The sequence below is a fragment of the Ferribacterium limneticum genome, from assembly GCF_020510625.1.
Lineage (GTDB): Bacteria > Pseudomonadota > Gammaproteobacteria > Burkholderiales > Rhodocyclaceae > Azonexus > Azonexus limneticus_A.
The window spans coordinates 1952148-1976465 of sequence record NZ_CP075191.1 but is presented as its reverse complement, the minus strand read 5'-3'; the positions used below and the strand labels follow the sequence as shown (position 1 = coordinate 1976465).

The following is a 24318-nucleotide window of genomic DNA, read 5'->3' as shown; positions in this document are numbered from 1 at the left end:
GCAGCTTCTCTTTTATGAAATGGAGAGCAGGTTGCAGAGGGTATCGAGGCCTTTTTCAACCTGGGCAAAAATTTCCTGGGTGTCGGACCATGACAAACCGGCCGCACTCCAGCAGTGAGGGTAGATGCGAGGGACATACTCTCGCTCATCGCCGGTCAGATCCAGGCAATGGGCGATCGCATCGGCCAGGTGAATCGTGCAGGCCAAACGGTTGCCGGATAACAATTCAGGATTATGGTGCGCCCCGACTGCCTCACTTAAGGAGTCGGGGAAATTCCATCGTGTGGTCAATAGTTGGCCAATACGGGCGTGGTCTGTGCCGAGCACACTCCATTCTGCTTCGTAAGCCTGGCAGTCCATGCCGAGTTGTTGCTTCCTGACTTCTTCCAGGTGCTGCGGAAAGGCGGTGGCGAGGACAAGGTGTCCGATATCGTGCATCAGCCCGGCAGCAAAGGCGGTTTCTCGGGAGCATTTGAACTTTTCGGCAAGTGCCTGGGCGCAGAGGGCGGTTCCCACGCTGTGCCGCCAGAAACTATTGAAGTTGAATGAGCTCCCGTTCAGTTGCCGGCTCAAACTGTCGGAAAGCGTTGCTCCCAAGGCGATTGTGCGGACGTTGCTCATCCCGAGTACGAAAATTGCATCGGGAATGGAGAGCACCTTCCGTTGCAGGCCATAGAACGATGAATTGGCAATGCGCAACAAACGGGCGACCAGGGCTTGATCCCCCGAAATCTTGGCCGCCAGGCTTTCGGTGGAAACGCCGTCATTTTCCATCGACTGCAGAAGGTCGAGGACGATCGCTGGCAGAGAAGGCAGTTTGACTATGCTCTGGGCGACTGTTTCTGGATCGAGGTGAAATACCCCGGCATCGGTCATGACTTCTCCTTCAGGCGGTAAGCGATGAGCTGCCGCTGCAGGTCGCTGGCCGGAAGGTTGTTGCCGCAATTCCGGAACAGGTAATTGATCCGGTCCAACATTTCACGCTCCTTGTCTGCCGGTTCAATCGGCGGCTGTGAAATCACCAGCGATTCAATCCCCCGGGAGCGTAATAGCTCGATTATCGGCGGCGTCAACAAGGTGCCACATGGTACGAGCACGTTACCCTCGGCATCGACAACGGCATTGCTCAGTTCTGCGCCGACCGGGCTTTCATCAAGGCTTTCTTCGTGATCACCCACGGTTGCTCCTCTCCGGAACCAGCATCAGCAATGTGCCACGGGCGTTCTGGCGATCGTCTATCGGTCGGGTACAGGCCAGATAGCTTGTATTTTCGGCTTCCCAGTGCTGGGTGCTGCCCACCGGGCGGGCCAAAAGATCGAGCAGGGCAGCGGGGATGATCTCCCCGGCGTAATTTCCCAGCAGGCTTGCGCCACCACCAAGCAGCCGGTCCGCCTCTTCGTTGGCAAAGACCACCATGCCTTCTTCATCGACGCCGGCGATCGGAATTGGTACTTGCCGCAACACTTCCTGGATCACCCCAAGCATGGTTTCGTCACGAATGATCCGTTGCTGCTCAGAACTCAGCAATTCCTGGAGCTGCTGGTTGGTCCGTGCCAAGCCGGTATTGGCCATTTGCAGTTGCTGGCCGAGACGTCGATTTTCATCGGCCAGACCCTTGTGGCGAAAGGCTTCCTCGATATTGGCGCGAAGCTGATCGTCATCCCATGGTTTCGTCAGGAACTTGTAAATTGCCCCTTCGTTAATCGCATCGGTAATCGACTGTAGTTCGGTGTAGCCCGAAAGGACCATCCGCACGGTATCCGGATGAATGGTCTTGACCCGGCGGAGAAACTCCACGCCGGTCATCGACGGCATGCGCTGATCCGAGATGATCACATCTACCGAATTTTTGGCCAGCAGTTCAAGGCCTTCGGCTGCGCTGGTGGCAGCCAGAATGCGGTAACCATCGCGGCGCAGGAGGCGGCGAAGCGAGGCCAGAATGTTTTCTTCATCATCGACCAGCAGGATGGTTCGCTGGCGGTCCTCCGGGCGGATCAACTCTGCCGGCAAGCAGCGTTTTTCCCGAAGCATGCACTCCAGCTCACTGGCCGGTACCGGGCGGCTGAAAAAGAAACCCTGAATCTCGTCGCATTGGTTCGCAATGAGCAGCGTCAGTTGCCCTTCAGTTTCGACACCTTCGGCAATCACCTTCAGCTTCAACTGGTGGGCCATCGTGATGACCGCTCGCGTGATCGAGGCATCATCCGGATCGGCGGTAATGTCCTGGACGAAGGAGCGGTCGACCTTGACGGCATCGAGTGGGAATTGCTTGAGATAGGAAAGGCTGGAGTACCCCGTTCCGAAGTCGTCAACGGACAGCTTGACGCCAAGCTGCCGAAGCTCGGCCAGAGTTGGAATGATGCGGTCCACGTTGCGCATCAGGAGACTCTCGGTCAATTCGAGCTCGAATCGGTCGGGACGGACGCCATTTCTCTCTAGGGCATCGCGCACTTTCTTGACCAAATGCTCGTCGTCCAGTTGCTGCGCCGACAGGTTCACCGAGATGGCAGGAACCTCCAAACCAGTTGCCTGCCACTCCCCGATTTGCCGACAGGCCTCGTCGATGACCCAACTGCCCACACCGTCGATCAGGTTGAGCTCTTCGAGGATGGGAATGAATTCGGCTGGCGACACCAGGCCTCGCTGGGGATGACGCCAGCGAATCAAGGCCTCGGCACCGACAATCGCCCCGCTGTGACAACTGACTTTCGGCTGATAGAACAGCACGAATTCACCACGAGACAGGGCATGCCGAAGGTCGACGTCCAGTTGCTGGCGTTCCTGAGCACGCTCGTTCATGGCGGCGACAAAATACTCGAATTTGTCCCGACCGCCTTCCTTGGCCCGATACATCGCGGTGTCGGCATGCCTGAGCAGAATGTCGGGGTCCTCGGCGTCGTCGGGGTAAATTGCAATGCCGATGCTGGCCGAGGTAAAGACGTCGCTACCGTTGATCAGGAAGGGGGCCCTCAAGGCATTCATCAGCTTGCGCACGACCGATGCGACTTCCTCGGCTTCCTTGACGTCGGACAGAATGAAGGCAAATTCATCGCTACCCAGCCGGCCTACGGTGTCGCTGCGCCTGAGGGTGTCAGACAGACGCTGGCCCACTTGCTGGATCAGTGCATCGCCCACCTGGTGCCCCAGCGTGTCGTTGATCTTTTTCAGTCGATCGAGGTCGGCAAAGAGGACTGCAGCTTTGCTGCCATAGCGACTGGCCCGGGCCACCGATTGATGGAGGCGGTCGGTGAACAGAACGCGGTTGGGAAGACCGGTCAGGCTGTCGAAATGAACCAGTTCGAACAATTTCTGCTCGGCCAGCATGCTTTCGGTGATGTCGAAATGCATGACCACAGCCGAAAATTTTCCATCTTTCGGCAGGCGGGCGAAATGAGCGCGGAACCAGCGTTGCTTGTTCGGTGAATGGCATGGATAGACGAAAGTGGCAGCGTCCTCCGTGCCGGCCAGGATTTCCCGGAGACGGGTGTTCGCTTCGCAGGATACTGCGCCATCCTCTGGCGGCAGCTTGGCACAAACATCAAGGTAATTGGCGCCAACCCGGCACGCCTGGCCGCCATTGTTCATGGTGGCAAATTTGTCCCAGGCCTTGTTGACCATCAGCACGTAACCGGACGCATCAATCAGCGCCACATTGGCCGGAATGGCATCGAGAAGTGCTTGCAGCGCGCCAGGCGCTCCCGCTTCGGCGTCAGCTATCGTTTTATTATCAAGCATGATGTGTCTCTCCGGCATCATCCTTTACCTTCGCAGCGAGATCGGTGCTCGCCAAATCAATCAAAGCAAAAAGGGGCTGTCGGACGCCAACGACGATCTGCTGTTTGGTGGTTTGGAATCCACCCGGCAGTGAAAGATCATGATCCTTCGTAAAGTCGATAGCTATTGCGACCAGCCTGCTTGGCAGCATACATCGCCACATCGGCTTTTTTCATCAATTCTGCTTCATCATCAATGCACTCACCTTGGCGGACTGCAATGCCAATGCTCACCGTTACCTCAAGCGAGTGAGGGCCGATCAGGACCGGTTCGCGGATGGTTTCAATGATTTTTTTGGCGATCACCAGCGCATTCTGTGGTGCCGCAATTTCAGGAAGCACAATCACGAATTCGTCGCCGCCCGAGCGTGAGACGGTGTCCCCGGTCCGCACACAGGCGGTCAGTCGGTCGCCGATCTGAACGAGCAGCCGATCGCCGACATCGTGACCCAGGCTGTCGTTGATCAGCTTGAAATTATCAAGATCGAGGAACATGACGGCCAGTGGCCGCTTGTGGCGCTTGGCCTGGGCGAGTCCGCGATGCAGGCGATTCATCAGCATGCGACGATTGGGCAGTTTCGTCAGCGTGTCGTAGTGGGCAAGCTGCTGGGCCAGTTGTTCGGCATTCTTCAGGTCGGTGATGTCGCGGTTGCTGACACGCCGGCCGCGCTGTTCCCCATGGCTGGAGACCACTGCGCGGCAGCCATGCGCGATCCAGCGGACCTCGCCATCCTCGCGGACGATACGGAAAGTCACCTGGCATTCCGGATGCTTCAGGGTGTCTTCGAGGTGCGCGGCAAAGAGATGGCGATCATCCGGATGAACGATTCTTTCCAGCAGCCCGGGGTCGGAGATGAATGCCCCCTGCGTGTAGCCGGTGACCCGTTTGCACGATGGACTGATATAGAGAATTTCGCGCTGTGGTCCTTGCCAGTATTCCCAGTCGTAGGTGTAGTCCGCAATGGTGCGGAATCGCTCCTCGCTCTCGGCGATCGACATCGCCTGCAAGACGTTCGAGGTGATGTCCTGAATTGTTCCCAGGGTCCGCTGGGGAATGCCCTGGTCGTTGAAAGAGGTGGCCGAGCGCTGATGCACATACTTGATCACCCCATCGGGCATCAGCAGTCGGTGTTTGATGTCATACGGGCGACGGTTGTCGATCGAACGCTTGTAGGCGCGTTTCACATCGGCCTGGTCCTCGGGGTGGATGAGGCGGAGAAAAGCATCCTTTGAAACGCCAACGCGGTCGCGATCAATGTCGAGAATCGCGAAGACCTCGTCGGACCAGATAATTTCACCCGATGCGTGGTCAAGTACCCAACTCCCGATATGGGCCACACTCTGGGCTTCTCTCAGCGATGCTTCGTTCAGGGCCAGTCTGTGCTCAATGGCCTTTTGCTCGGTAATGTCGATGCCGAGGCTGAGCACGCCGATGACTTTTCCGTCTTCGATCAGCGGGCTGTTTCGCCATGAAATATGGCGTTCGTTGCCGCCGTGCGTCAGTATGGGATTTTCAAATTCGGAGCTTGTCTTTGCGGTCAACAGACGTTCGAACTCCGCCCAGGCTTCCGGATAGCGGGCTCGCGGGGCAATGATTTCAAACCAGTTGCGGCCCTTGATCTCCGCCAGGGCGTAGCCGGTAAGCTTTTCTGCCGCCGGGTTGAGTTGTTTCAGGTTTCCCGCCGGATCAAGCTCGACAACCATCACATTGGCGTTGCGGATCAGGCTCTCGGAATAGTTCTTCGCCGCGGCCATCTCGCGCTTGAGGCGGTTGCTCTCGGTGACGTCCTGCATGATGGCGAGACTCCGGGTGATTTCCCCGGTCGCCGACCGCTCGCAAGTGGCCGATAGCAACACATCCAGCATTCGCCCGTCTTTGGTCATCACCTGATAGGGAATGTCACGGCAGGCCCCGGTGCGGAAAAACTCGGGCAAGACCACTTCGGTCGCATGGCGGCGTGACTCATCGCTCAGGAATTCCAGGGATTTGCGCCCGATCACTTCGTCGTGGCTGTAACCCAAGGTGGTCAGCCAAAGGTCGCTGACGTCGACGATACTGCCGCTCGCGTCAATGGAATGGATCATTGCCGGTATCGAGCGGTAGAGGGAGCGGATGCAATGCTCGCTCGCCCCAAGCGACGCCACCGACATCAAGTCGGTGGCAGGCTGGGTAGCGGGTGGCGGTGTTCCGTTTTGATCGTTGCTGGGCATCTTGAAGTGATGAATATGTAAATATTCTGCAAACATTGGTGCGAGGCTGGATTTTAAGCCTGCCAACAGAATTTGGCTGGTTTCTGTGCTGCTATTTGCCCTTGCTGCCTGGTTATTCAGCGGCCTTGATATCAGCCGATTCGCTCTTGCCATCAAGTTCTGCGGCGTGGCAATACGGCAAATAATATGACAATGTTTCGTCAACTGAAGCGGCGAACTGTTTTTACTTCCGAGACGCCTGCCCATACGGCGCGTGAGGCAAGCAACAACCCTTGAATAGTAAGGGCCTATCAGCGAGATACAGCTAACCAATTAGCAGTTGGTATCCGGCTTAACTAATATCCAATCGTCAGCTTCTATTAACGTCACTCACTCGGGAGATTTGGAAAATGGACAACAAAACAATGAGTTCTTCTGGCCAATGTCCGGTTATGCACGGCGGCGCCACGTCGTCCAGCATGCAAACCATGGCCTGGTGGCCCAAGGCACTTAACCTGGACATCCTGCACCAGCACGACAGCAAGACCAACCCGATGGGTGGGGCCTTCAACTATCGCGACGAGTTGAAGAAACTCGACGTCGAGGCATTGAAGACCGACCTCAAGGCCCTGATGACCGACAGCCAGGCATGGTGGCCGGCTGACTGGGGCCATTATGGCGGCCTGATGATCCGCATGGCCTGGCACTCCGCCGGCACCTATCGCATCGCCGATGGGCGGGGTGGGGCCGGTACCGGTAACCAGCGTTTCGCCCCGCTCAATTCATGGCCCGATAACGCCAACCTCGACAAGGCGCGTCGCCTGCTGTGGCCGATCAAGAAAAAATATGGCAACAAGATCAGCTGGGCCGATTTGATCATCCTCGCCGGCAACATGGCTTACGAATCGATGGGTTTGAAGACTTTCGGTTTTGCCTTTGGTCGCGAAGACATCTGGCATCCGGAAAAGGACATCTACTGGGGTTCCGAGAAGGAATGGCTGGCGCCCAGCGGCGGTGCCAACAGCCGCTATTCCGGCGAACGCGACCTGGAAAACCCGCTCGCCGCGGTCATGATGGGCCTGATCTACGTCAATCCCGAAGGCGTGGATGGCAAGCCCGACCCGCTCAAGACGGCCCGTGACGTGCGGGTGACTTTTGCCCGCATGGCGATGAACGATGAGGAAACCGTCGCCTTGACCGCCGGCGGCCATACGGTCGGCAAGGCCCACGGCAACGGCAGTGCCGCCAATCTTGGCCCCGCTCCCGAAGCGGCTGATCTGGAAGAGCAGGGTCTTGGCTGGAACAACCATGCCAGCCGAGGTGTTGGCCGCGATACCGTGACCAGCGGCATCGAAGGCGCCTGGACTACCCATCCCACCCAGTGGGACAACGGCTACTTCGATCTGTTGCTCGGCTACGACTGGTGGCTGCAGAAGTCGCCGGCCGGCGCCTGGCAGTGGGAGCCGGTCAATATCAAGGAAGAGGACATGCCGGTTGACGTCGAGGATTCCTCGATCCGTTGCAAGCCGATCATGACCGACGCCGACATGGCGATGCGCTTCGATCCGGAATACCGCAAGATCGCCGAACGCTTCCACAAGGATCCGGCCTATTTCTCCGAAGTGTTCGCCCGCGCCTGGTTCAAGCTGACCCACCGGGATATGGGCCCGAAGGCTCGCTACGTCGGCCCGGACGTCCCGCAGGAAGACCTGATCTGGCAAGACCCGGTGCCGACCGGCCGCCAGGACTACGATGTCGCTGCCGTGAAGGCGAAGATTGCCGCCAGTGGCCTGAGCATCAGCGACATGGTGTCCACGGCCTGGGACAGCGCCCGCACCTTCCGCGGTTCGGACAAGCGCGGCGGTGCCAACGGCGCACGCATTCGCCTTGCCCCACAAAAGGACTGGGAGGGCAACGAGCCGGCTCGTCTGGCCAAGGTGCTTGCCGCGTACGAAAAGATTGCCGCCGAAACCGGTGCCAGCGTGGCTGACGTGATCGTGCTGGCCGGTAATGTCGGCATCGAACAGGCCGCCAAGGCAGCTGGTGTCGAGGTAGCGGTGCCCTTCTTCGCGCCGGGCCGCGGCGATGCAACGCAGGCAATGACCGACGTCGAATCGTTCGAGGTACTCGAACCCTTGGCTGACGGTTTCCGTAACTGGCAGAAGGCGAATTACGTCGTGACAGCGGAGGAAATGCTGCTCGATCGCGCCCAGTTGATGCGCCTGACCGCCAGCGAGATGACCGTTCTGGTCGGTGGCATGCGCGTTCTGGGCACCAATTACGGTGGCAGCCAGCATGGCGTATTCACCGAACGCGTCGGTGCGCTGACCAACGACTTCTTCGTCAACCTGACTGACATGGCCTACACCTGGAAGCCGACCGGCCGCAACAGTTACGCGATCGTCGACCGCAAGACGGGGGTGACCAAGTGGACGGCAAGTCGCGTCGATCTGGTGTTTGGCTCGAACTCGGTGCTGCGTGCCTATGCCGAGGTCTATGCGCAGGATGACAACAAGGAGAAGTTTGTGCAGGATTTCGTCGCCGCCTGGACGAAGGTCATGAACGCTGACCGCTTCGATCTGGCCTGATACCTTAAAAGAACCCCCTTTAGTCAATCATTGGCTGCAGGGGGGCTTTCTGGTCACTGGGGTCGCCTTGATAAAAAAGCCAAGCTCGAAAGCTTGGCTTTTTCGTGTTTACCCCCATCGAGACTCGAATTTTCTGGCTGACTGACAATCACGAGAGGCTATTCAGTCCGGCCGGTAAGTCGAGGTTGGATCAACGATTCGGCGTCCTGCGCTTTGCCGTTCGTGTCTTTTTCTCGCCCTCGCCAGCGGATGAACGACCGACCGTCAACTTTGTCGGGTCGGCGTGCTCCAGCCAGATCAGTGTGTCGATGTAGGACATGAACCCCTGCAAGTAGTCCGGCGCGATGTCGCGCATGCGTTCCAGGCTGCGCAGGACGAGATGCTGGGAGTTCATGGGGCCGGCGTTATCCGGGGCCTGGGCCAGGGTTTGGGTAAGCTGTTGCTCGGTACTGAGCTTGGACCACTCATCGCGGAAATAGGTGACGGACTTGAGTTCCGGCGCCTGCGGGCTGCGGCCCGCTGATGGCGTTTTCGAGTTTGGCCGGAAATCCCGGTTGACCGCACTTCGCGGGAAGTCCTCTGAGGAGCCGGAAGCCTCATTGGCGGGCGGCGCAGCTTCCGGCTGACCGTGGGTTTGCTGGCTGATGTAGGTGAGCAACTCGGCGAGCGGGCTGGCGGAGCTTGTCGGCGCAATTTCGCTCGGCGCCGGGGCCGGGCGGCTGGCGAGTTTGCTGGCGGCCGCACTGATTTTGGCGTTGAGCGACTGACGGATGGCTTCCGGTTGCGCGCCAGCGCGGCGGGCCAGGGCTTCGAGGAAGGCAAAGCGGACGGGATCACGGTCGGCGGCGCCGCTGGCGCGCAGGGCGTCGAGCTGGGCCGGGATATCCCCCATATCGCCCGTTTCAGCCATTTTTTTCCTTGCCGTTGGTGCTGGACTTGGGCACCGGCGCCATTTCGACGCGGCGGTTGCGGGCGCGGCCGTCGGTGTCGGCGTTATCAGCCACCGGTTGCTGCGAACCGAAAGCGGCGGCGAAGATGGACGACGAGGGCACGCCGTCCTCGATCAGCGTGCGCGTCACGGTCAGGGCGCGCTGGGCCGAGAGTTCCCAGTTGTCGGCGAAGCGGCTGTTGCTGCCGCGCACGGGCATGTCGTCGGTGAAGCCGCTGACCATGAGCATCTGTTCGCTGGCGCCGAGGTAGGCGGCGATGGGCTGCGACAGGCTCTTGAGCAGTTGCTTGCCTTCCGGCTGCAACTGGTCGGAATTGAGCGCGAACAGCACGTTGCCGCTGATGCCGATCTTGCCGTTGTTGAGCGTGACGCGACCCGAGGCGAGCGGGCCGGCCAGCGCCTTTTCGAGCGCTTCGCGGCGCTGTTCTTCCTGCTGGCGTTTGTGGATTTCGGCTTCCAGGCTGGTGACCAGTTCGAGCTGCACGCCGAGCACGCCGACCAAAATCAGCACGAAGGCGCCGAGCAGGCCGGCCATCAGGTCGCCGAAAACGGCCCAGACGGGCGTGCCGTGGTCGACGCTGGCGTCGATGTCTTCCATCGTTATGCCTCGCTAGCGGCGACGCGCTGCAGATCGTCGACCATCTTCTTCTGCGACATGATGCTGAGGTCGATGATTTCGCGCGCCTGGGCGACGTAGTAGGCGAGTTGCTCGTCGCTGCGGGTCAGCGACTTGGTCAGGCCGCCTTCGATGCGTTGCAGGGCGGCCATCATCTTGTCGTTGGAGTCGGCGAAGAGCTTGACCGCGGCGCCGAAAGCCTCGCCTAAGCTGGCCACTTCGAGGGCGCCGCCGGTGATGCTGGTGCCGATGTCGACCAGCTTGCCGGCTTCGCTCTCGACCTTGGCGGCGAACTGGCTGCCGGCGCGTTCGAGCAGATCGGCCGACGAGGCGACGAGCGCGTCGATGGCGCTGCGCTGCTCGGTCGAGGCGTGGTTGATGGCGTCGAGCAGGGCGCCCAGAGTTTCCATGATGCGGCTGCGTTCTTCGAGCAGGCTGTTGTCGCGCGCCATGCTGGCCGACAGTTCGTGGCGCAGCTGGCCGATGACTTCGGCCGCCGCCTTAGGCGCCTCGGCGGCGGTCTGCATGAGGCGGGTGACTTCTGCGATGGTCGTTTCGGCCTGGCGCTGATGGGCGGCGACGAGGTCGCGGGCCGTGTCGCCGAGCGTCTGCGTGATCTTTTCCTGCTGCGCCAGGGTGGAAACGCCGTGTTGCTGCCATTGCGTTTCAAGCTTGCCTGCCATGGCGGTCAGGGCGTCGGTGAAGCTTGCCTGACGGGTCTGTTCGCCGGCTGCCCAATCGCGTTGCCAGTCGGCCTGGGTGGTACGCATGTCGGCGAGCAGGGCGGCGGTGCGCTGGGCGAAGGTGTCGGCGAGGCTGGTTTGCGTTTGTTCCAGCGCTTGCGTGAGGCGGTCGCTGGCCTGTTCGTGCTTGGCCAGCGCGCCGGTCCAGGTTTCGGACACCGTTTGCACGGCGCCGTCGAAACGCTGGACGATGCCGTCGAGCTGGCTGGCCACCTGCTCGCTGATCGCCGCCTGCTGGGCCTGCGTGGTCTGGGCGAAGGCGGCGTGGCTGGCGGCCAGTTCACCCTTCAGCGCGGCATGCGTACCGGCCACCGAATCGAGCAAGGTCTGCGAGCGTTGGCCGAAGGTGTCGGCAAAAGTGCTTAGCGTCGTATCCAGTTTCTGGCTCAGCGCGTCGCTGGTGCTGGTGTGCTGGCCCAACGCAGCTTGCCAGGTATCGGCCACCTGGCTGACGGCCTGATCGAGGCGGGCGGTGACGCCGTCGAACTGGCTGGCCAGCGTGGCGGCGAGTTGCTGCTGGCTGGCTGCGGTGGTTTCGGCCAGCGCGGTATGCTGTTGCGCCGCGTCGGCCTGCAGCCTGGTTTGGGTGTTTTCGACCGAGGCGAGCAGCGTCGTGGCGCGCTGGTCGAAGGTCTCGGCGTAGGCGGTGAGGGCGGTTTGCAGCTGCTGGTGCTGGGTGTCGGTGGCCTGTTCGTGGCGGGTCAGGGCCTGCGTCCAGGTATCGCTGACGGTGGTTACAGTCTGTGCGAATTGGCCGGCGATACCGGCCAGCTGGGTTTCGACGGTGCCGAACAGCTTGTCATGCAGGCCGCGCGTTTCGCCGGCGATGCTGGCCATGGTGGCGGTGACGACGGGCTGGATGGTCTCGGCGGCCACGGTCGCGCTATCCCGCAGACTGGCCTTGAGCGACTGGTCGACGGACTGGGCCAGATCGGTGTACAGGCCCTTGGCTTCGGCATGGAAGCCTTGCTGGCTAGCCAGCAGCTGTTCGCCGAGTTGGCGGTGGTGCTCGGCCATCTGGTTCATCATGGCGTCGAGCTTGCCAAACAGTTCGGGCAGAGCCTGGGCTTGGGCCTGCAAGGCCTTGAAGGTTTCCTGGCGCTGGTAGGTCAGCGAGAAGTCGCGCAGCACGCTGGCGATCTTGCTGTCGAGTAGTTGGCCGACTTGCAGGCGGTCGCGTCGGCACAGCGCCGAAATGAGGCCGAGCATGGCCGAGGTGGCAACACCGGCAACCGAGGTACCAAAGGCGACGCCCAAGCCCTTGACCGGCGCCGCCAGTGCCGAGCGGATGGTCTGCAGGTCGGTCGTGCTTTCCAGCGCCAGCACGGCGCCGTTCAGCGTAACGACCATGCCGAGGAAGGTGCCGAGCATGCCGAGCAAAACGAGCAGGCCGACGAGGTAGGGCGTGATGCCCGGGCCGGGCAGGGCGACGCGCTCGCCTTCGATGCGCAGGCGGACGGCATTTTGCAGCGCAGCCGGCACCTGTTGCAGCCATTCGCCGAGATGGCCAATGTCGTCCGGGATGTTGCCGAGTGCCTTGGCCAGCGCCGCACTGTTGGCGTGGAAGCGGCGCATTTCAAGGGCGCCGGCGACATAGACCACGGCGATGATGCAGGAGACGGAGAAGGCCAGTGTATGGCCGCCGATGTAACCGATGGCCACCCAGACGACGGCGAACAGGCCGAGGATGAAGGCGAAGAGACTGAGATTGCGGTTCATTGGGACTTTTGTTCCTTGTGTTCTGCGGCGCTGCCGAGGGCCGATATCAGGCCGGCAACCGGCTTGAGGCGCAGTTCCAGCTCGGCGAGCAACGCAGTCTGGGCATCGTGGCAGAAGGCTTCGAGCCAGCTGCCCGGCTGCGTCCAGGTGGTCGGGTCGTCGGTAGTGTGGCCGGCGAGGGCGGCGCGGTGTTCGGCGTAACGCTGGTCAAAGCGCTTGCCGAGCATGATCGGGATGTTCGACAGCAGGTTGCGTTCGCGGGTGAACAGAAATTTTTCGAAGGCGGCGTCAAGGTCGGCCAGTTGTTTGCCGGCCGCCGATTGACCGACCAGCGCCTTGCGGGCATTGGCACGCAGGGCTGTGATGGCGGCGCTCATGTCGCGCTGGTGGGCAAGGTAGTAGCGGTGGTAGGGCGAAAATTCGGCCGCGCTTTCGGCCGTGGCGTTGGGCAGCGGAATCGGGAACGGTATGCGGGCTGGTCCGGCACTGAAAACGCCGTCGTTGTGGATGGATTCGCTGAGGTTGCGGCGGATGCGCGCCAATTGTGCCGGCAGGTCGCTCTTGGCTGGAGGTACGGACGTGCCGCTACCGGCCTCGGTGTTGAGGACCGAAAACAGCGTCAGCGCATCCGAAAAGTCCAACCACTGCCCGAGCCGTTCGCCGAAATCATATTTCGGACCAGGGACTTCCGGGAGGGTGTCGGACAGGACGCGGACGAGGGCAGAGCGGTTGAAAGTGGCGCGTTGCAATTCACGCGTCATGATCATGGCCAGGTTCGACGTCGAAAGGGGTCGCAAGGCTACTACAACTTTGCGACGTAGTCAGCGGTCTGCGCTACCCGTTGTGCGAGCGGCGACTCTGCCGGGCACGGATTGGGCGCTTGGCGGGCGGCAATCTTGATTCCCCGGAAACTTCTATGCGCCAAAGATCGGGATTTGGCGCGTGTACCTGCGGGCCAGAGCGCTCCGGCTGTCGGGTGTGCATTGAACGAATCCGAGCAAGATAAACTGAATCACGAGAAGGCTGATTCATACCAAAAGCCAGAGAGGCGATACCGCTTTAGGTACCATGCGAGGCATCACAGGAGATTCACGCATGAACACCACCACTTGGTACGCTTGGTTCGACGGAGCAACCAAACACGCCAATCCCGGCATTCGAGGCATTGGCGGCCTTCTCAAAGGTCCGGCTGGCGAGCGAATCGAGATATTCGAGGAGATCGGAGAAGGCACGAACAATGAAGCGGAGTACGCCGCCCTCGTAGGCGCTGCGGGCGCTTTTTTTAATGCCATCGAAAAACGCATAATTTGTATTATGTAAACTAATATCTGCAACAAAAAAGGATCAGTTCAGATCCTCTTCCTTCACAGCCGGAAGATGCAATACTTGGATTCCTTCGTCACGTAACGCATCGCACTCATCCGGTGAGGCCTGCCCGCGAATCGGACGTTCTGGTGCCTCGTTGTAATGAATCTTCCGGGCTTCTTCCGCGAAAGCATTTCCGACATCTTCGCTATTGCTGACAATCGTTTGTACCAATTGCCGGTAAAGCGCCATGGCTTGTGTGCCGACAGGCATCAAGGCGGTACTCTTGCCCAAATTGGCAGGTTTCGCATTGGCGCTTTTCTCCTCGCTCGCATTGGAGGAAATCGCTACTGCCGAGGGAATACGGTGAACTTTATGACTATCGCACTGGGGGCAGCAAACCAGATGGCGTTCAATTTGATCATCGAAGTCATTTGCGCTACGAAACCAGCCTTCAAATTTGTGATCGTTATCGCAGCAGAGGTCGTAGATGATCATGTGTTCAATCTTGGTGCCTGGGACGGGAATCGAACCCGTACACTCAAAGAGCGAGAGATTTTAAGTCTCTTGTGTCTACCAATTTCACCACCCAGGCTGGGTTGTCGATTATATCGGCATCCCGATATGAAAAAAGGGAAAGCGACGGCGCTTTCCCTTTTTGAATTTTGGAGCGGCAGAAGAGTCTCGAACTCTCGACCTCAACCTTGGCAAGGTTGCGCTCTACCAACTGAGCTACTGCCGCGTATTCTGGAGGCGCGGGCCGGAGTCGAACCGACCTACACGGATTTGCAATCCGGTGCATAACCGCTTTGCTACCGCGCCCCGCCTACAAGCTATGCATTACTGCTTTTACTTCAGAAAAAACCAGCGGTTTCTTCAAAAATCTTGGAGCGGCAGAAGAGTCTCGAACTCTCGACCTCAACCTTGGCAAGGTTGCGCTCTACCAACTGAGCTACTGCCGCGTCAAACAGAGCGCGCATTATAGGCTACACAAGGAAAATGTCAACATTGCGGCCCTACTTTTCTGCGCTCCGCTTGAGGATCTCTGGCCATGCCATACGCAGGTAATAGCCCATTGACCACAAGGTCAACAAGGCAGCGATCCAGATCAGCCAGTTGCCCAGCAATTTCATGTCGATGCCAGATACCGGGGCGTAGTAAAGCAGCATCGGCAGTGCGAGCATTTGAGCGGCTGTTTTGACCTTGCCGAGCATTGAAACAGCGACACTTTTTGCAGCGCCAATCTTCGCCATCCATTCGCGTAATGCGGAAATGGTAATTTCTCGGCCGATGATGATCGTGGCGATGATGGCGTCGGTTCTTCCCAACTGGACCAGGACGATTAATGCAGCGGCAACCATCAGCTTGTCCGCCACGGGATCCAGGAACGCCCCAAAGGCCGAGGTCTGGTTGAGCTTGCGTGCCAGATAGCCGTCTGCCCAGTCAGTCAGGGCGGCAGCCACGAAAATCAGCGTTGCTGCGAGGTCGCGTTCATGCGGCGTCGCCCAGCCTGATGGCAGGTAATAAATGGCAATCAGCAGCGGTATCGCCACGATGCGGAGCCATGTCAGGAGGATGGGAAGGTTGAAAGGCATGGTTCAGTGTAATGCGGAATATATCTTCTCGGCCATTTCCCGACTGATTCCGGGAACTTCGGCCAGCTGGTCAGTGCTTGCTGCGAGTACGCCAGGCAGGCCACCAAAACGCGCGACAAGTGCCTTTCTACGAGCCGGCCCTATGCCTGGCAGGCTCTCCAGCGTCGAGGTCTTTCTCGCTTTGCCGCGCTGGGCACGGTGGCCGGTGATGGCAAAACGATGGGCTTCGTCGCGGATTTCCTGAATCAAATGTAGCGCCGGATGTTGCGGCGGCAATTGTAACGGCTCCCGCCCCTCCGGGAAAATGAGTGTTTCCAGCCCTGGCTTGCGTTCTTCGCCCTTGGCAACGCCGATCATCGGCAAGTGGGTCAATCCAAGGTCGGCGAGCGCACTGAAAGCCGAGCTGACCTGCCCTTTGCCACCATCAATGAGAATCAGGTCGGGTGCTGCCCCCTCCCCGCCCGCGATGCTGTCGTAGCGGCGGCTGACCGCCTGACGCATGGCGGCATAATCATCCCCTGCCTGAATGTCGCGGATGTTGAAACGGCGGTAATCGCTTTTCTTCATGCGGTTGCCTTCATAGACAACGCAGGAGGCAACGGTCGCCTCGCCCATCGTGTGGCTGATGTCGAAACACTCAATCCGCGATATCGACTCGGGAAGCTGCAAAGCTTCCTGCAAGGCAGCCAGTCGCTGTTCCTGTTGGGCGGTCGCCTGATTTCTTGCCAGGATGGCCAGGCGGGCGTTTTGCATCGCCATTTCGATCCAGGCCTTATGCGTCGCGCCCCTTCCTTCCTGTACCGGCACTGGACGGCCAGCCAGTTCGGCGAGAGTGACCTCGGTTTCTCCCGTGTCTTCTTCGGAAGGTAATGGGGACGAAAGGATGCGCGCCGGTGCGGGATGGACGGCGTAATGCTGACGGATAAAGGCAGCGCAGGCATCCGATGCTTCGGAATCCCCCGCATTGGTAGGGAAAAATGGCCGGTCGCCGAGATGCCTGCCGCCACGGACCATGGCCAGATTGACGCACAACTGCCCTGCTTCCCTGATCGCCACGAGGATGTCCACATCCTCGCCCTTGCTGCTGGAAACGAACTGCTTTTCCTGAACCTGATGCAAAGACTGTATCTGGTCGCGAAACACGGCGGCCTGCTCAAAAGCCAGCTTGGAAGAAGCTTCTTCCATCGATTTGGTCAGGCGGCGGGTTACTTCCTGCTGCTTGCCGAGGAGAAACATCGCCGCCAACTGGATGTCCGCCGCGTAGTCATCTGCCGCTATGAATCCAACGCACGGACCACTGCAACGCTTGATCTGGTACAGAAGACAAGGGCGCGAACGGTTTGAAAAAACCGTGTCTTCACAGGTGCGGAGGCGGAACATCTTTTGTAGCAGATGGATGCTGTCGCGTACCGCCCAGGATGATGGATAGGGACCGAAGTAATCCGCCTTGCGGTCCGGATTGCCGCGAAAGAAACCCAATCGGGGAAACTTGCCCTTGCTCAGGACGATGTAGGGATAGGATTTGTCGTCGCGAAACAGGATGTTGTAACGCGGCGCCAGCGACTTGATCAGGTTGTTTTCAAGGAGCAGCGCTTCGGCTTCGGTACGGGTTGCGGTGGTCTCGATCGCGGCAATCTGGCTGACCATGTGCGCAATGCGCGGGCTGGAGAGATTTTCCCGAAAGTAGGACGAAACCCTTTTCTTGAGATTCTTGGCTTTGCCGACGTAGAGCACGCTGCCATTCGAATCCAGCATGCGATAAACACCGGGCAATTCGGTCAGCGTGGCCAGAAAGGCCTTGGCGTCAAAACTCATGACTTACGCGAGTTGTGCCTGGACCCCGGCAAAGACGGCTTCAAAGCTCTCTCGGGTGAGTCGTCCGGTGCGCCAGTTGTAGCCGCTGCAATGGTAGCTTGTAACCAGCGTTCGGCCATCCGGCAGCTTGTGGGTGACATGGTGACCGAACGGTAGGTCTTTTGCCTTGAGTCCGTAGGTCCAAAGCAGCGCCTGATGGGCAATGGCACCGAGGACGACAATCACTTTCAGCTTCGGCATGGCGGCCAATTCAGCTTTCAGGTGCGCATTGCATTGGCGAATTTCTGCCGTCGTCGGTTTGTTGGCTGGTGGCAGGCAGCGCACGGCGTTGGTAATGCGGCAGTTACTCAGCTGCATCGCCGGATTCGCCCAGTTGTCGGAACCGAGCGGTTCAGGACTGCTGGCAAAGCCGAAGCGATTTAGCGCCGGGTAGAGCAACTCGCCGGCCACGTCGCCAGTAAATGGACGGCCGGTTCGATTGGCCCCCTTTTCGCCGGGACCAAGCCCGACGACGAGCAATTCTGCATCCAGAGAACCGAAGGCCGGCACTGGCAAGGCATGCCAGTCCGGGTCACGTTGACGAATGTTTGAGAGGTGTTCGGCCAGCCGTGAACAGGCGGTGCAGTCGGTGGGGTCTTGAAATCTGGGCATGGCGCGGATGGTAGCATGTCGGCCATGCAGCTTCATTGGGACATCTTTTGCCGGGTTATCGACAACTACGGCGACATCGGCGTTTGCTGGCGACTGGCCAGACAATTGGCGGCCGAGCATGGGCGTCGGGTGCGATTGTGGGTGGATGATCCGGCCAGTCTGCAGCCTTTGTGCCCGCCTGTGGATGCCAACGTGGATGGGCAATGGTGCAACGGTGTCGAAATTCGTCACTGGCACGAAAATATCCTGTTTGACCGGCCAGCCGAAGTCGTCATTGAAGCCTTTGCCTGCGATCTACCGGACGCCTATCTCGCAGCGATGGCCAATGTCGATCCAAAGCCCTGCTGGATCAATCTGGAATACCTGACTGCCGAATCGTGGGCCGGCGACTGTCACGGCATGGCCTCACCTCACCCGTCGTTGCCCTTGACCAAGTATTTCTTTTTTCCGGGGTTTTCTGGATCTAGCGGCGGATTGCTTCGGGAAAAGCATCTGCTTGGCGAGCGCGATCGAAGCACTTTTCAAAGCGGGGGCAGCGAAGCATTTGAAATCAGCCTTTTCTGCTATGACACGGCGCCGGTCGGCGGGTTGATTGATGCTCTGGGAAAAATGCCCAATCCGGTTATCTGCCATGTTCCTCCTGGCAAACCGTTGGCCGCGGTCAGCAATTACCTGGGCGGAGATGGGCCGTGGCAATGTGGAAATGCCTCAATCCGGCCGATCCCCTTCATGCCGATGGACGATTACGATCGACTTTTGTGGCGTTGTGATGTCAATTTTGTCCGCGGTGAGGATTCATTCGTCCGTGCCCAATGGGCTGGCAAGCCTTTCATCTGGCAGATCTACTTTCAGGATGAGGATGCGCATCTGGTCAAACTCGATGCATTCCTTGAACGCTATTGTCACGGCATGGACAAAAAGCTGGAGATTGTGGTCCGCGAGATGTTCGTGGCCTGGAATACCGGGGGCAACGTTGAGTCGGCATGGCTGAATTTCATGGCCAATTATGCCGATATTGCCCGGCACAACAGCCATTGGGCCGACACCCAAGCCTTGCTGCCTGACTTGGCATCAGCTCTCGTCAAATTCTGTACCACCAAGGTATAATTTAACGTTTATCTTTTCCGACCTTAGAGAATACCGTATGAAAACCGCAATGGAACTCCGCTCCGGCAACGTCATCATGGTTGGTGCCGACCCGCTCGTCGTTCAGAAGAGTGAGTACAACAAGTCTGGCCGCAACGCAGCCGTGGTCAAAATGAAGCTCAAGAATCTGTTGACCGGCGCCGCTTCCGAAGCCGTTTATAAGGCAGATGACAAGTTCGAAGTGGTCGTGCTCGACAAGAAGGAAGTGACCTACTCCTACTTCGCCGATCCGATGTACGTTTTCATGGATGCCGACTACGAGCAGTTCGAAGTCGAAGCCGAAAACATGACCGACGCCCTGAAGTATCTGGAAGATGGCCTGGCTTGCGAAGTCGTTTTCTACAACGGCAAGGCAATTTCCGTTGAACTGCCGAACAGTGTCGTGCGCGAAGTGGTTTATACCGAGCCGGCCGTCAAGGGCGACACTTCGGGCAAGGTCATGAAGCCGGCCAAGCTGGCGACTGGCTTCGAACTGCCGGTTCCGGCCTTCGTCAGCATCGGCGACAAGATCGAAATCGACACCCGCACCGACGAATACAAGAACCGCGTCAAGTAATCCGCTGGTTTTCGGTAGTGCAAGATTCGGGCAGCTCAGGCTGCCCGAATGCATTTCAGGCCATCAATTTCGCGATGGCCTTTTGGGCGGCCTGGTAGGCGGGGTCTGTTTGCAGCGCCTCCCAACTCAAAGCAGGCGCCTGAGGAATCAGTGCCTCGACCCGTTTGCCGCGTAGCGAATCGACTTCTGGCTTCCAGTTTTCCAGTACATCGCCGACGACATCCGGTGCGTTGCAAACGAGCAGCATGTCGCAGCCCGCAGCGTAAGCAGTTTCGACCCGAGACAACATGTCGCCGACCACGCCGGCGCCAGCCATCGACAAATCGTCGGTAAAAACCACCCCGTCAAACTTAATGTCGTTTCTCAAATAACTTATCCATTTATTTGAAAATACAGCAGTATTGCAGTCCATGCAGTTATAAATAACATGGGCAGCCATCACACCATCCAGCGGTAGATGCCGGTAAGGGGCAATGTCTTCCTGCATCGCTTCGAAGGCCCGATCATCGACCGGCAACTCGACATGTGAATCAGGGATGACATAGCCGTGCCCCGGGAAATGCTTACCGCAACTGCTCATGCCAGCCTGGCGCAAACCATCACCGAGCGCAGCAGCCAGTGCGATCACCGCTTCCGGCTGACGATGGAAAGCACGGTCGCCGATGACGCGTGACGGGCCGTAATCAAGATCGAGGACCGGCGTGAAGGAGTAATCGACACCGCGGGCCCGCAGTTCGGACGCCAGCACATAGCCAACCTGGCGGGCAGATAGCAGCGCGGCTTGTGGATCGCCATTCCACAGCTTTCCCAAGGCCGCCATTGGTGGCAGACGGGTAAAGCCATCGCGAAAACGCTGTACCCTGCCCCCTTCGTGATCGACGGCGATCAGCAGTGCCGGCGAGCGCAAGGCGTGGATTGCCGAACACAATGTGGACAATTGCTCGGGGTTGGCGTAGTTCCGGGAGAAGAGAATGATGCCCCCGACCAGCGGATGGCAAAGTCGTTCGCAGTCGAGGGGGCTCAGTTCGGTGCCGGCGATGTCGATCATCAGCGGGCCGAGCGGCAAATGCATCATGCTTGCTCCAGAATCACATAGGCGACGGCATATTCGGCTTCGTCGCTGATTGAAAGATGGCTTTTCAGGTTTTGCTTTTTGAGCAAACTTTCCAGTTCTCCCTGAAAATCGAATACCGGCTTACCCAACTCGTCATGAGCGACGGCGATGGCAGTCAAGTTTGCGGGCGGGCGTACCCCGGTCCCCAAGGCCTTGCTGAAGGCCTCCTTGGCGGCAAAACGTTTGGCGAGAAAGCGGCCCTTGTCGGCGGCCTTGGCAAAATCAGCCATTTCCTGTGGCGCGAGCAACTTGTCGAGCGCCCTGTCGCCATGCCGTTCCCACATGCCCCGCAAGCGGGCAACGGCAACGATATCTGTGCCTATGCCGTAGATCATTCCCCGCGAACCGCTGCTTCGCGCATCAGCACCTTCATTTCGCGAACTGCTTCGCGCAGTCCGACGAAGACGGCACGGCTGACAATGGCGTGACCGATATGCAGTTCGCGGATGCCGGACAGGCGAGCGATCGGCTGGACATTGTTGTAATTCAGCGCATGGCCGGCGTTGAAGCGCATGCCGAGGTGGCGAATGGCTTGCCCGGCCCTGCGAATCTTGTCGATTTCTGCGAGCACAGCCGGCGCTTCGGCATCACGCCCTTTATCGTAGAAGGCGTGGGCATAAGGTCCGGTGTGGATTTCACAGACGCTGGCGCCAATTCGCGCCGCCGCTTCGATCTGTGCCAGTTCGGCATCGATGAAGACGCTGGTCATGATGCCCGCGTCGGCAAGGCGGGAAATGACGTCTTTCAGGCGAGCTTCCTGGGCCAGAATATCGAGACCGCCTTCAGTCGTTACCTCGTGGCGCCCCTCGGGCACCAGCATGGCCATTTCCGGCTTGAGGTCACAGGCGATGCCGACCATTTCGTCGGTGGCCGCCATTTCAAGGTTGAGCTTGATCTGCGTGGTTTCGCGCAGGCGGCGTACGTCGGCATCCTGAATATGCCGCCGGTCTTCCCGCAGATGTACCGTGATACCGTCCGCACCGCCCAGATGGGCTTCGACGGCGCCCCAGACGGGATCCGGCTCGTAAGTCCGGCGGGCCTGGCGGATAGTGGCGATGTGGTCAATATTGACGCCTAGTTCAATCATGGCTGATGCACTCTTTAGCAAGGCCCTCAATTCTAACTTTGCATAGTTGGCAAGCCAACTGATTGCGGCCGAATGAGGGAATGGCGAAGGGAAGTGGATTATCCAGACAAAAAAGTGCCCCGGAATTGCTTCCGGGGCGAACCGAGGTTGCTGCAGAGAGAGACGGTTGCCGTCAGGCGTATGTCGGGGCGAAGGCGGCTTCGGGATTGGCGGCCGGGCCCTTGTCAGTCCAGTACGGCGAAAGTTTACGCAGTTGGGCGATGATCGGCGGGACGGCTTCGATGACGCGATCAACTTCGGCTTCGGTGTTGTAGACCGAGAGCGAGAAGCGGATCGTGCCGTGTGCTGCGGTGTAGGGAATGCCCATGGCCCGCATCACATGCGAAGGTTCGAGCGAGCCCGAGGTACAGGCCGAACCGGAACTGGCAGCGATACCGAGCTTGTTCAACAGCAGCAGGATGGCCTCGCCCTCGATGTATTCGAACGCGATGTTGCTGGTGTTGGGCAGGCGGTTGGAAACGTCGCCGGTCGGGAAGCAGTGGGTAATCTGGCTAAGCAGGCCACTTTCCAGCTTGTCGCGCAGGCGGCGGACTTCAGTGTTCTCCACCTCCATTTTGTTCATCGCCAGTTCGCAGGCCATGCCGAGGCCGACGATGGACGCCGAGTTCTCGGTGCCGGCGCGGCGACCACGTTCCTGGTGACCGCCACGGAGCAGCGGACGGAAACGGCAGCCACGACGCAGGTAGAGCACGCCGATTCCCTTGGGGGCATGCAGCTTGTGACCCGACAGCGAGAGCATGTCGATCTTGGTGCTCTTCAGGTCGATAGGGATTTTGCCGACGGCCTGCACGGCATCGGTGTGAAACATGATGCCCTTGGCCGCAGCCAGTTCGGCCATCTCGACCACCGGGAAGATGGTGCCCGTCTCGTTGTTGGCCCACATGACTGAAACCACGGCGACGCGGTCGTTCAACAGGGACTTGTACTCGTCAATGTCGATGCGGCCCTTCTTGTCCACCTTCAGCTTATGGACGATGTAGCCTTCCTTCTCCAGCCACTCGCACAGGGTCAGGATGGCCGGATGCTCGACGTTGGTGGTGATCACTGTGTTGCGGTCCGGCTGCGCCTTGAGCGCGGAGAGGATGGCGGTGGAGTCGGACTCGGTGCCGCAGGAGGTGAAGATGATTTCCGAGTCGTGCTCGGCGCCGAGCAGCGCCTGCACCTGGTTGCGCGCCATCTTCAGCGCCTTGCCGACTTCACTGCCGAAGGCGTGAATCGACGAGGCGTTGCCGAAATGCTCCGTGAAGAAGGGGAGCATGGTTTCGACCACGGCGGGATCGACCCGCGTCGTGGCGTTATTGTCGAGATAGATCGGTTTCATGGCGCAGTCCTCTGTTTTACCCCCTCCCCTTCAAGGGGGTGGAGGCGGGGTTTGGCAGAGCATCGCTCTGCCCCGCCGGAACGGGCTGGCTCTGCAAAGCCAGCCCCCCCCGGTTGGGGTGGGGATGGGTCCGGAAGGGGAAACCCATCCCCCTCCCGGCCTCCCCCTTGAAGGGGGAGGAGAAAATCATCAGGCCTCTACGGGCATGTGCGACGACGGCAGCACCTGCACCAGTTCGCCCAGCGTTTCGATCATCTTCTGCTGGATACCGCCTAGTGTGGCCGCTTCCATCATGCAACCGGAGCAGGCGCCCTTCAGGTGCACGTAGATCTTCTTGCCCTGGACGTCGGCCAGCTCGACATCGCCATGGTCGCGCTGCAGCATCGGGCGAACCGACTCCAGCACTTCCTCGATCTTCTTGATCTTCTCGACGATCGACAGCTTCTTGCTCGGCGGCTTCGGTGCTTCCGGGGTGGCCGGGCAAGCCGGCGGCGGCGAGACTTCGCCAGGGCCGGCGCGTTCAGCCATGACCTTGGCCAGAATTTCCTCGATGCCTTCGTGGCAAGCCGCGCAACCGCCGCCAGCCTTGGTGTAGAAGGTCACTTCCTCGACCGTATTGAGGTTGTTGGCCTTGACCACGTCCTCGATCATCACGGCATCGATGGCGAAGCATTTGCAGATCAGGGCGCCTTCTTCGTGGTCGTCGGACCACTCTTCGCCACGGTAGTTGGCGATGGCGGCCTGCAGGGCTTCGCGGCCCATGACCGAGCAGTGCATCTTTTCCGGCGGCAGGCCGTCGAGGTAATCAGCGATATTCTGGTTGGAGACTTCCAGTGCCTGATCCAGCGTCATGCCCTTGACCATTTCGGTCAGTGCCGACGACGAGGCAATGGCCGAACCGCAGCCAAAGGTCTGGAAATGGGCGTCGAGGATGATTTCAGTTTCCGGCTCAACCTTGAGCATCAGGCGCAGCGCGTCGCCACACTGGATGGAACCGACATCGCCGATGCCGTTCGCTTCTTCCAGCGGGCCGGAGTTGCGCGGATTGAAGAAGTGCTCGCGAACCTTGTCAGAGTATTCCCACATGCTG

Annotated in this window: 22 protein-coding genes and 4 tRNA genes; 5 read left to right on the top strand and 21 right to left on the bottom strand. The window is 59.4% G+C overall.

Annotation, left to right across the window (positions count from 1 at the left end; all coding sequences use genetic code 11):
- Positions 1-12: 12 nt before the first annotated feature.
- The 3 genes from KI617_RS09380 to KI617_RS09370 are packed head-to-tail and all read right to left on the bottom strand — an operon-like array spanning position 13 to position 3735.
- Positions 13-876 (bottom strand): HDOD domain-containing protein, encoded by an 864-nt coding sequence (locus KI617_RS09380; RefSeq protein ID WP_226451731.1) that lies wholly within the window; start codon positions 874-876, stop codon positions 13-15.
- On the bottom strand, positions 873-1178 hold the full coding sequence (locus tag KI617_RS09375) for a hypothetical protein (protein ID WP_226451730.1): 306 nt from the start codon (positions 1176-1178) through the stop codon (positions 873-875). The genes KI617_RS09380 and KI617_RS09375 overlap by 4 nt, the downstream gene beginning before the upstream one ends.
- Complete coding sequence (locus KI617_RS09370) at positions 1171-3735, bottom strand: EAL domain-containing protein (RefSeq protein ID WP_226451729.1); 2565 nt, start codon at positions 3733-3735, stop codon at positions 1171-1173. The genes KI617_RS09375 and KI617_RS09370 overlap by 8 nt, the downstream gene beginning before the upstream one ends.
- Between KI617_RS09370 and KI617_RS20345 the strand changes: the two genes are divergently transcribed.
- Entirely contained in the window at positions 3734-3868 is a 135-nt protein-coding gene (locus KI617_RS20345; protein WP_264180964.1) for a hypothetical protein, read from the top strand. The genes KI617_RS09370 and KI617_RS20345 overlap by 2 nt on opposite strands.
- A gap of 4 nt (positions 3869-3872) precedes the next feature.
- On the opposite strand, the gene KI617_RS09365 is transcribed toward KI617_RS20345, so the two are convergent.
- On the bottom strand, positions 3873-6230 hold the full coding sequence (locus tag KI617_RS09365) for a sensor domain-containing protein (protein ID WP_226451728.1): 2358 nt from the start codon (positions 6228-6230) through the stop codon (positions 3873-3875).
- A gap of 143 nt (positions 6231-6373) precedes the next feature.
- Between KI617_RS09365 and katG the strand changes: the two genes are divergently transcribed.
- Positions 6374-8551 carry a catalase/peroxidase HPI gene (gene katG / locus KI617_RS09360; protein ID WP_226451727.1) on the top strand — a complete coding sequence of 726 codons (2178 nt, stop codon included), beginning with the start codon at positions 6374-6376 and terminating at the stop codon, positions 8549-8551.
- A 190-nt stretch (positions 8552-8741) separates the two neighbouring features.
- On the opposite strand, the gene KI617_RS09355 is transcribed toward katG, so the two are convergent.
- From KI617_RS09355 to KI617_RS09340, 4 genes are read right to left on the bottom strand one after another with little or no spacing between them, the layout of a single operon-like run.
- Positions 8742-9461: a DUF2894 domain-containing protein gene (locus tag KI617_RS09355; protein WP_226451726.1), complete on the bottom strand. Its 720-nt coding sequence runs from the start codon at positions 9459-9461 to the stop codon at positions 8742-8744.
- A complete protein-coding gene (locus KI617_RS09350) occupies positions 9454-10098 on the bottom strand; it encodes an OmpA family protein (RefSeq protein WP_226451725.1) in 645 nt (214 codons plus the stop codon). Before KI617_RS09350 ends, KI617_RS09355 begins: the two co-directional genes overlap by 8 nt.
- Positions 10099-10100: 2 nt before the next feature.
- The gene (locus tag KI617_RS09345) at positions 10101-12578 is read right to left on the bottom strand and encodes a DUF802 domain-containing protein (protein ID WP_226451724.1); all 2478 of its coding nucleotides are present in this window, start codon (positions 12576-12578) and stop codon (positions 10101-10103) included.
- Positions 12575-13345 (bottom strand): DUF3348 domain-containing protein, encoded by a 771-nt coding sequence (locus KI617_RS09340; RefSeq protein ID WP_226451723.1) that lies wholly within the window; start codon positions 13343-13345, stop codon positions 12575-12577. The genes KI617_RS09345 and KI617_RS09340 overlap by 4 nt, the downstream gene beginning before the upstream one ends.
- A gap of 328 nt (positions 13346-13673) precedes the next feature.
- On the opposite strand from KI617_RS09340, the gene KI617_RS09335 reads away from it, so the two are divergent.
- Positions 13674-13898, top strand: coding sequence for a ribonuclease H family protein (locus KI617_RS09335; protein WP_226451722.1), 225 nt, complete (start codon positions 13674-13676; stop codon positions 13896-13898).
- Positions 13899-13922: 24 nt separating this feature from the next.
- On the opposite strand, the gene KI617_RS09330 is transcribed toward KI617_RS09335, so the two are convergent.
- From KI617_RS09330 to KI617_RS09295, 8 genes are all read right to left on the bottom strand, one after another.
- The gene (locus tag KI617_RS09330; protein ID WP_226451721.1) at positions 13923-14381 is read right to left on the bottom strand and encodes a DUF1178 family protein; all 459 of its coding nucleotides are present in this window, start codon (positions 14379-14381) and stop codon (positions 13923-13925) included.
- An 11-nt stretch (positions 14382-14392) separates the two neighbouring features.
- Positions 14393-14478 (bottom strand) — tRNA-Leu (locus tag KI617_RS09325).
- Positions 14479-14549: 71 nt separating this feature from the next.
- Positions 14550-14625, bottom strand: a tRNA-Gly gene (locus KI617_RS09320).
- 6 nt (positions 14626-14631) lie between these two features.
- A tRNA-Cys gene (locus tag KI617_RS09315) sits at positions 14632-14705 on the bottom strand.
- A 64-nt stretch (positions 14706-14769) separates the two neighbouring features.
- Positions 14770-14845 (bottom strand) — tRNA-Gly (locus KI617_RS09310).
- 54 nt (positions 14846-14899) lie between these two features.
- Positions 14900-15478, bottom strand: coding sequence for a CDP-diacylglycerol--glycerol-3-phosphate 3-phosphatidyltransferase (pgsA, locus tag KI617_RS09305; RefSeq protein ID WP_226451720.1), 579 nt, complete (start codon positions 15476-15478; stop codon positions 14900-14902).
- 3 nt (positions 15479-15481) lie between these two features.
- Positions 15482-17293: an excinuclease ABC subunit UvrC gene (gene uvrC, locus KI617_RS09300; RefSeq protein ID WP_226451719.1), complete on the bottom strand. Its 1812-nt coding sequence runs from the start codon at positions 17291-17293 to the stop codon at positions 15482-15484.
- Positions 17294-17296: 3 nt separating this feature from the next.
- Positions 17297-17944, bottom strand: a complete 648-nt coding sequence (locus KI617_RS09295) for a uracil-DNA glycosylase (protein ID WP_226451718.1) — start codon at positions 17942-17944, stop codon at positions 17297-17299.
- Between the two features lie 15 nt (positions 17945-17959).
- On the opposite strand from KI617_RS09295, the gene earP reads away from it, so the two are divergent.
- Together earP and efp are read left to right on the top strand one after the other, a co-directional pair.
- Entirely contained in the window at positions 17960-19051 is a 1092-nt protein-coding gene (gene earP / locus KI617_RS09290; protein WP_226451717.1) for an elongation factor P maturation arginine rhamnosyltransferase EarP, read from the top strand.
- A 37-nt stretch (positions 19052-19088) separates the two neighbouring features.
- A complete protein-coding gene (gene efp / locus KI617_RS09285) occupies positions 19089-19646 on the top strand; it encodes an elongation factor P (RefSeq protein WP_011287782.1) in 558 nt (185 codons plus the stop codon).
- Between the two features lie 55 nt (positions 19647-19701).
- Here the strand turns inward: efp and nagZ are convergent, their stop codons facing one another.
- The 5 genes from nagZ to nifU form a co-directional block, all read right to left on the bottom strand.
- Positions 19702-20721 carry a beta-N-acetylhexosaminidase gene (gene nagZ / locus KI617_RS09280; RefSeq protein WP_226451716.1) on the bottom strand — a complete coding sequence of 340 codons (1020 nt, stop codon included), beginning with the start codon at positions 20719-20721 and terminating at the stop codon, positions 19702-19704.
- Positions 20718-21095: a holo-ACP synthase gene (gene acpS, locus KI617_RS09275; RefSeq protein ID WP_226451715.1), complete on the bottom strand. Its 378-nt coding sequence runs from the start codon at positions 21093-21095 to the stop codon at positions 20718-20720. Before acpS ends, nagZ begins: the two co-directional genes overlap by 4 nt.
- A complete protein-coding gene (locus KI617_RS09270) occupies positions 21092-21847 on the bottom strand; it encodes a pyridoxine 5'-phosphate synthase (RefSeq protein ID WP_226451714.1) in 756 nt (251 codons plus the stop codon). Before KI617_RS09270 ends, acpS begins: the two co-directional genes overlap by 4 nt.
- 172 nt (positions 21848-22019) lie before the next feature.
- Positions 22020-23228: a cysteine desulfurase NifS gene (gene nifS / locus KI617_RS09265; protein ID WP_226451713.1), complete on the bottom strand. Its 1209-nt coding sequence runs from the start codon at positions 23226-23228 to the stop codon at positions 22020-22022.
- 189 nt (positions 23229-23417) lie between these two features.
- Entirely contained in the window at positions 23418-24314 is an 897-nt protein-coding gene (gene nifU, locus KI617_RS09260; RefSeq protein ID WP_226451712.1) for a Fe-S cluster assembly protein NifU, read from the bottom strand.
- Between the last annotated feature and the right edge of the window lie 4 nt (positions 24315-24318).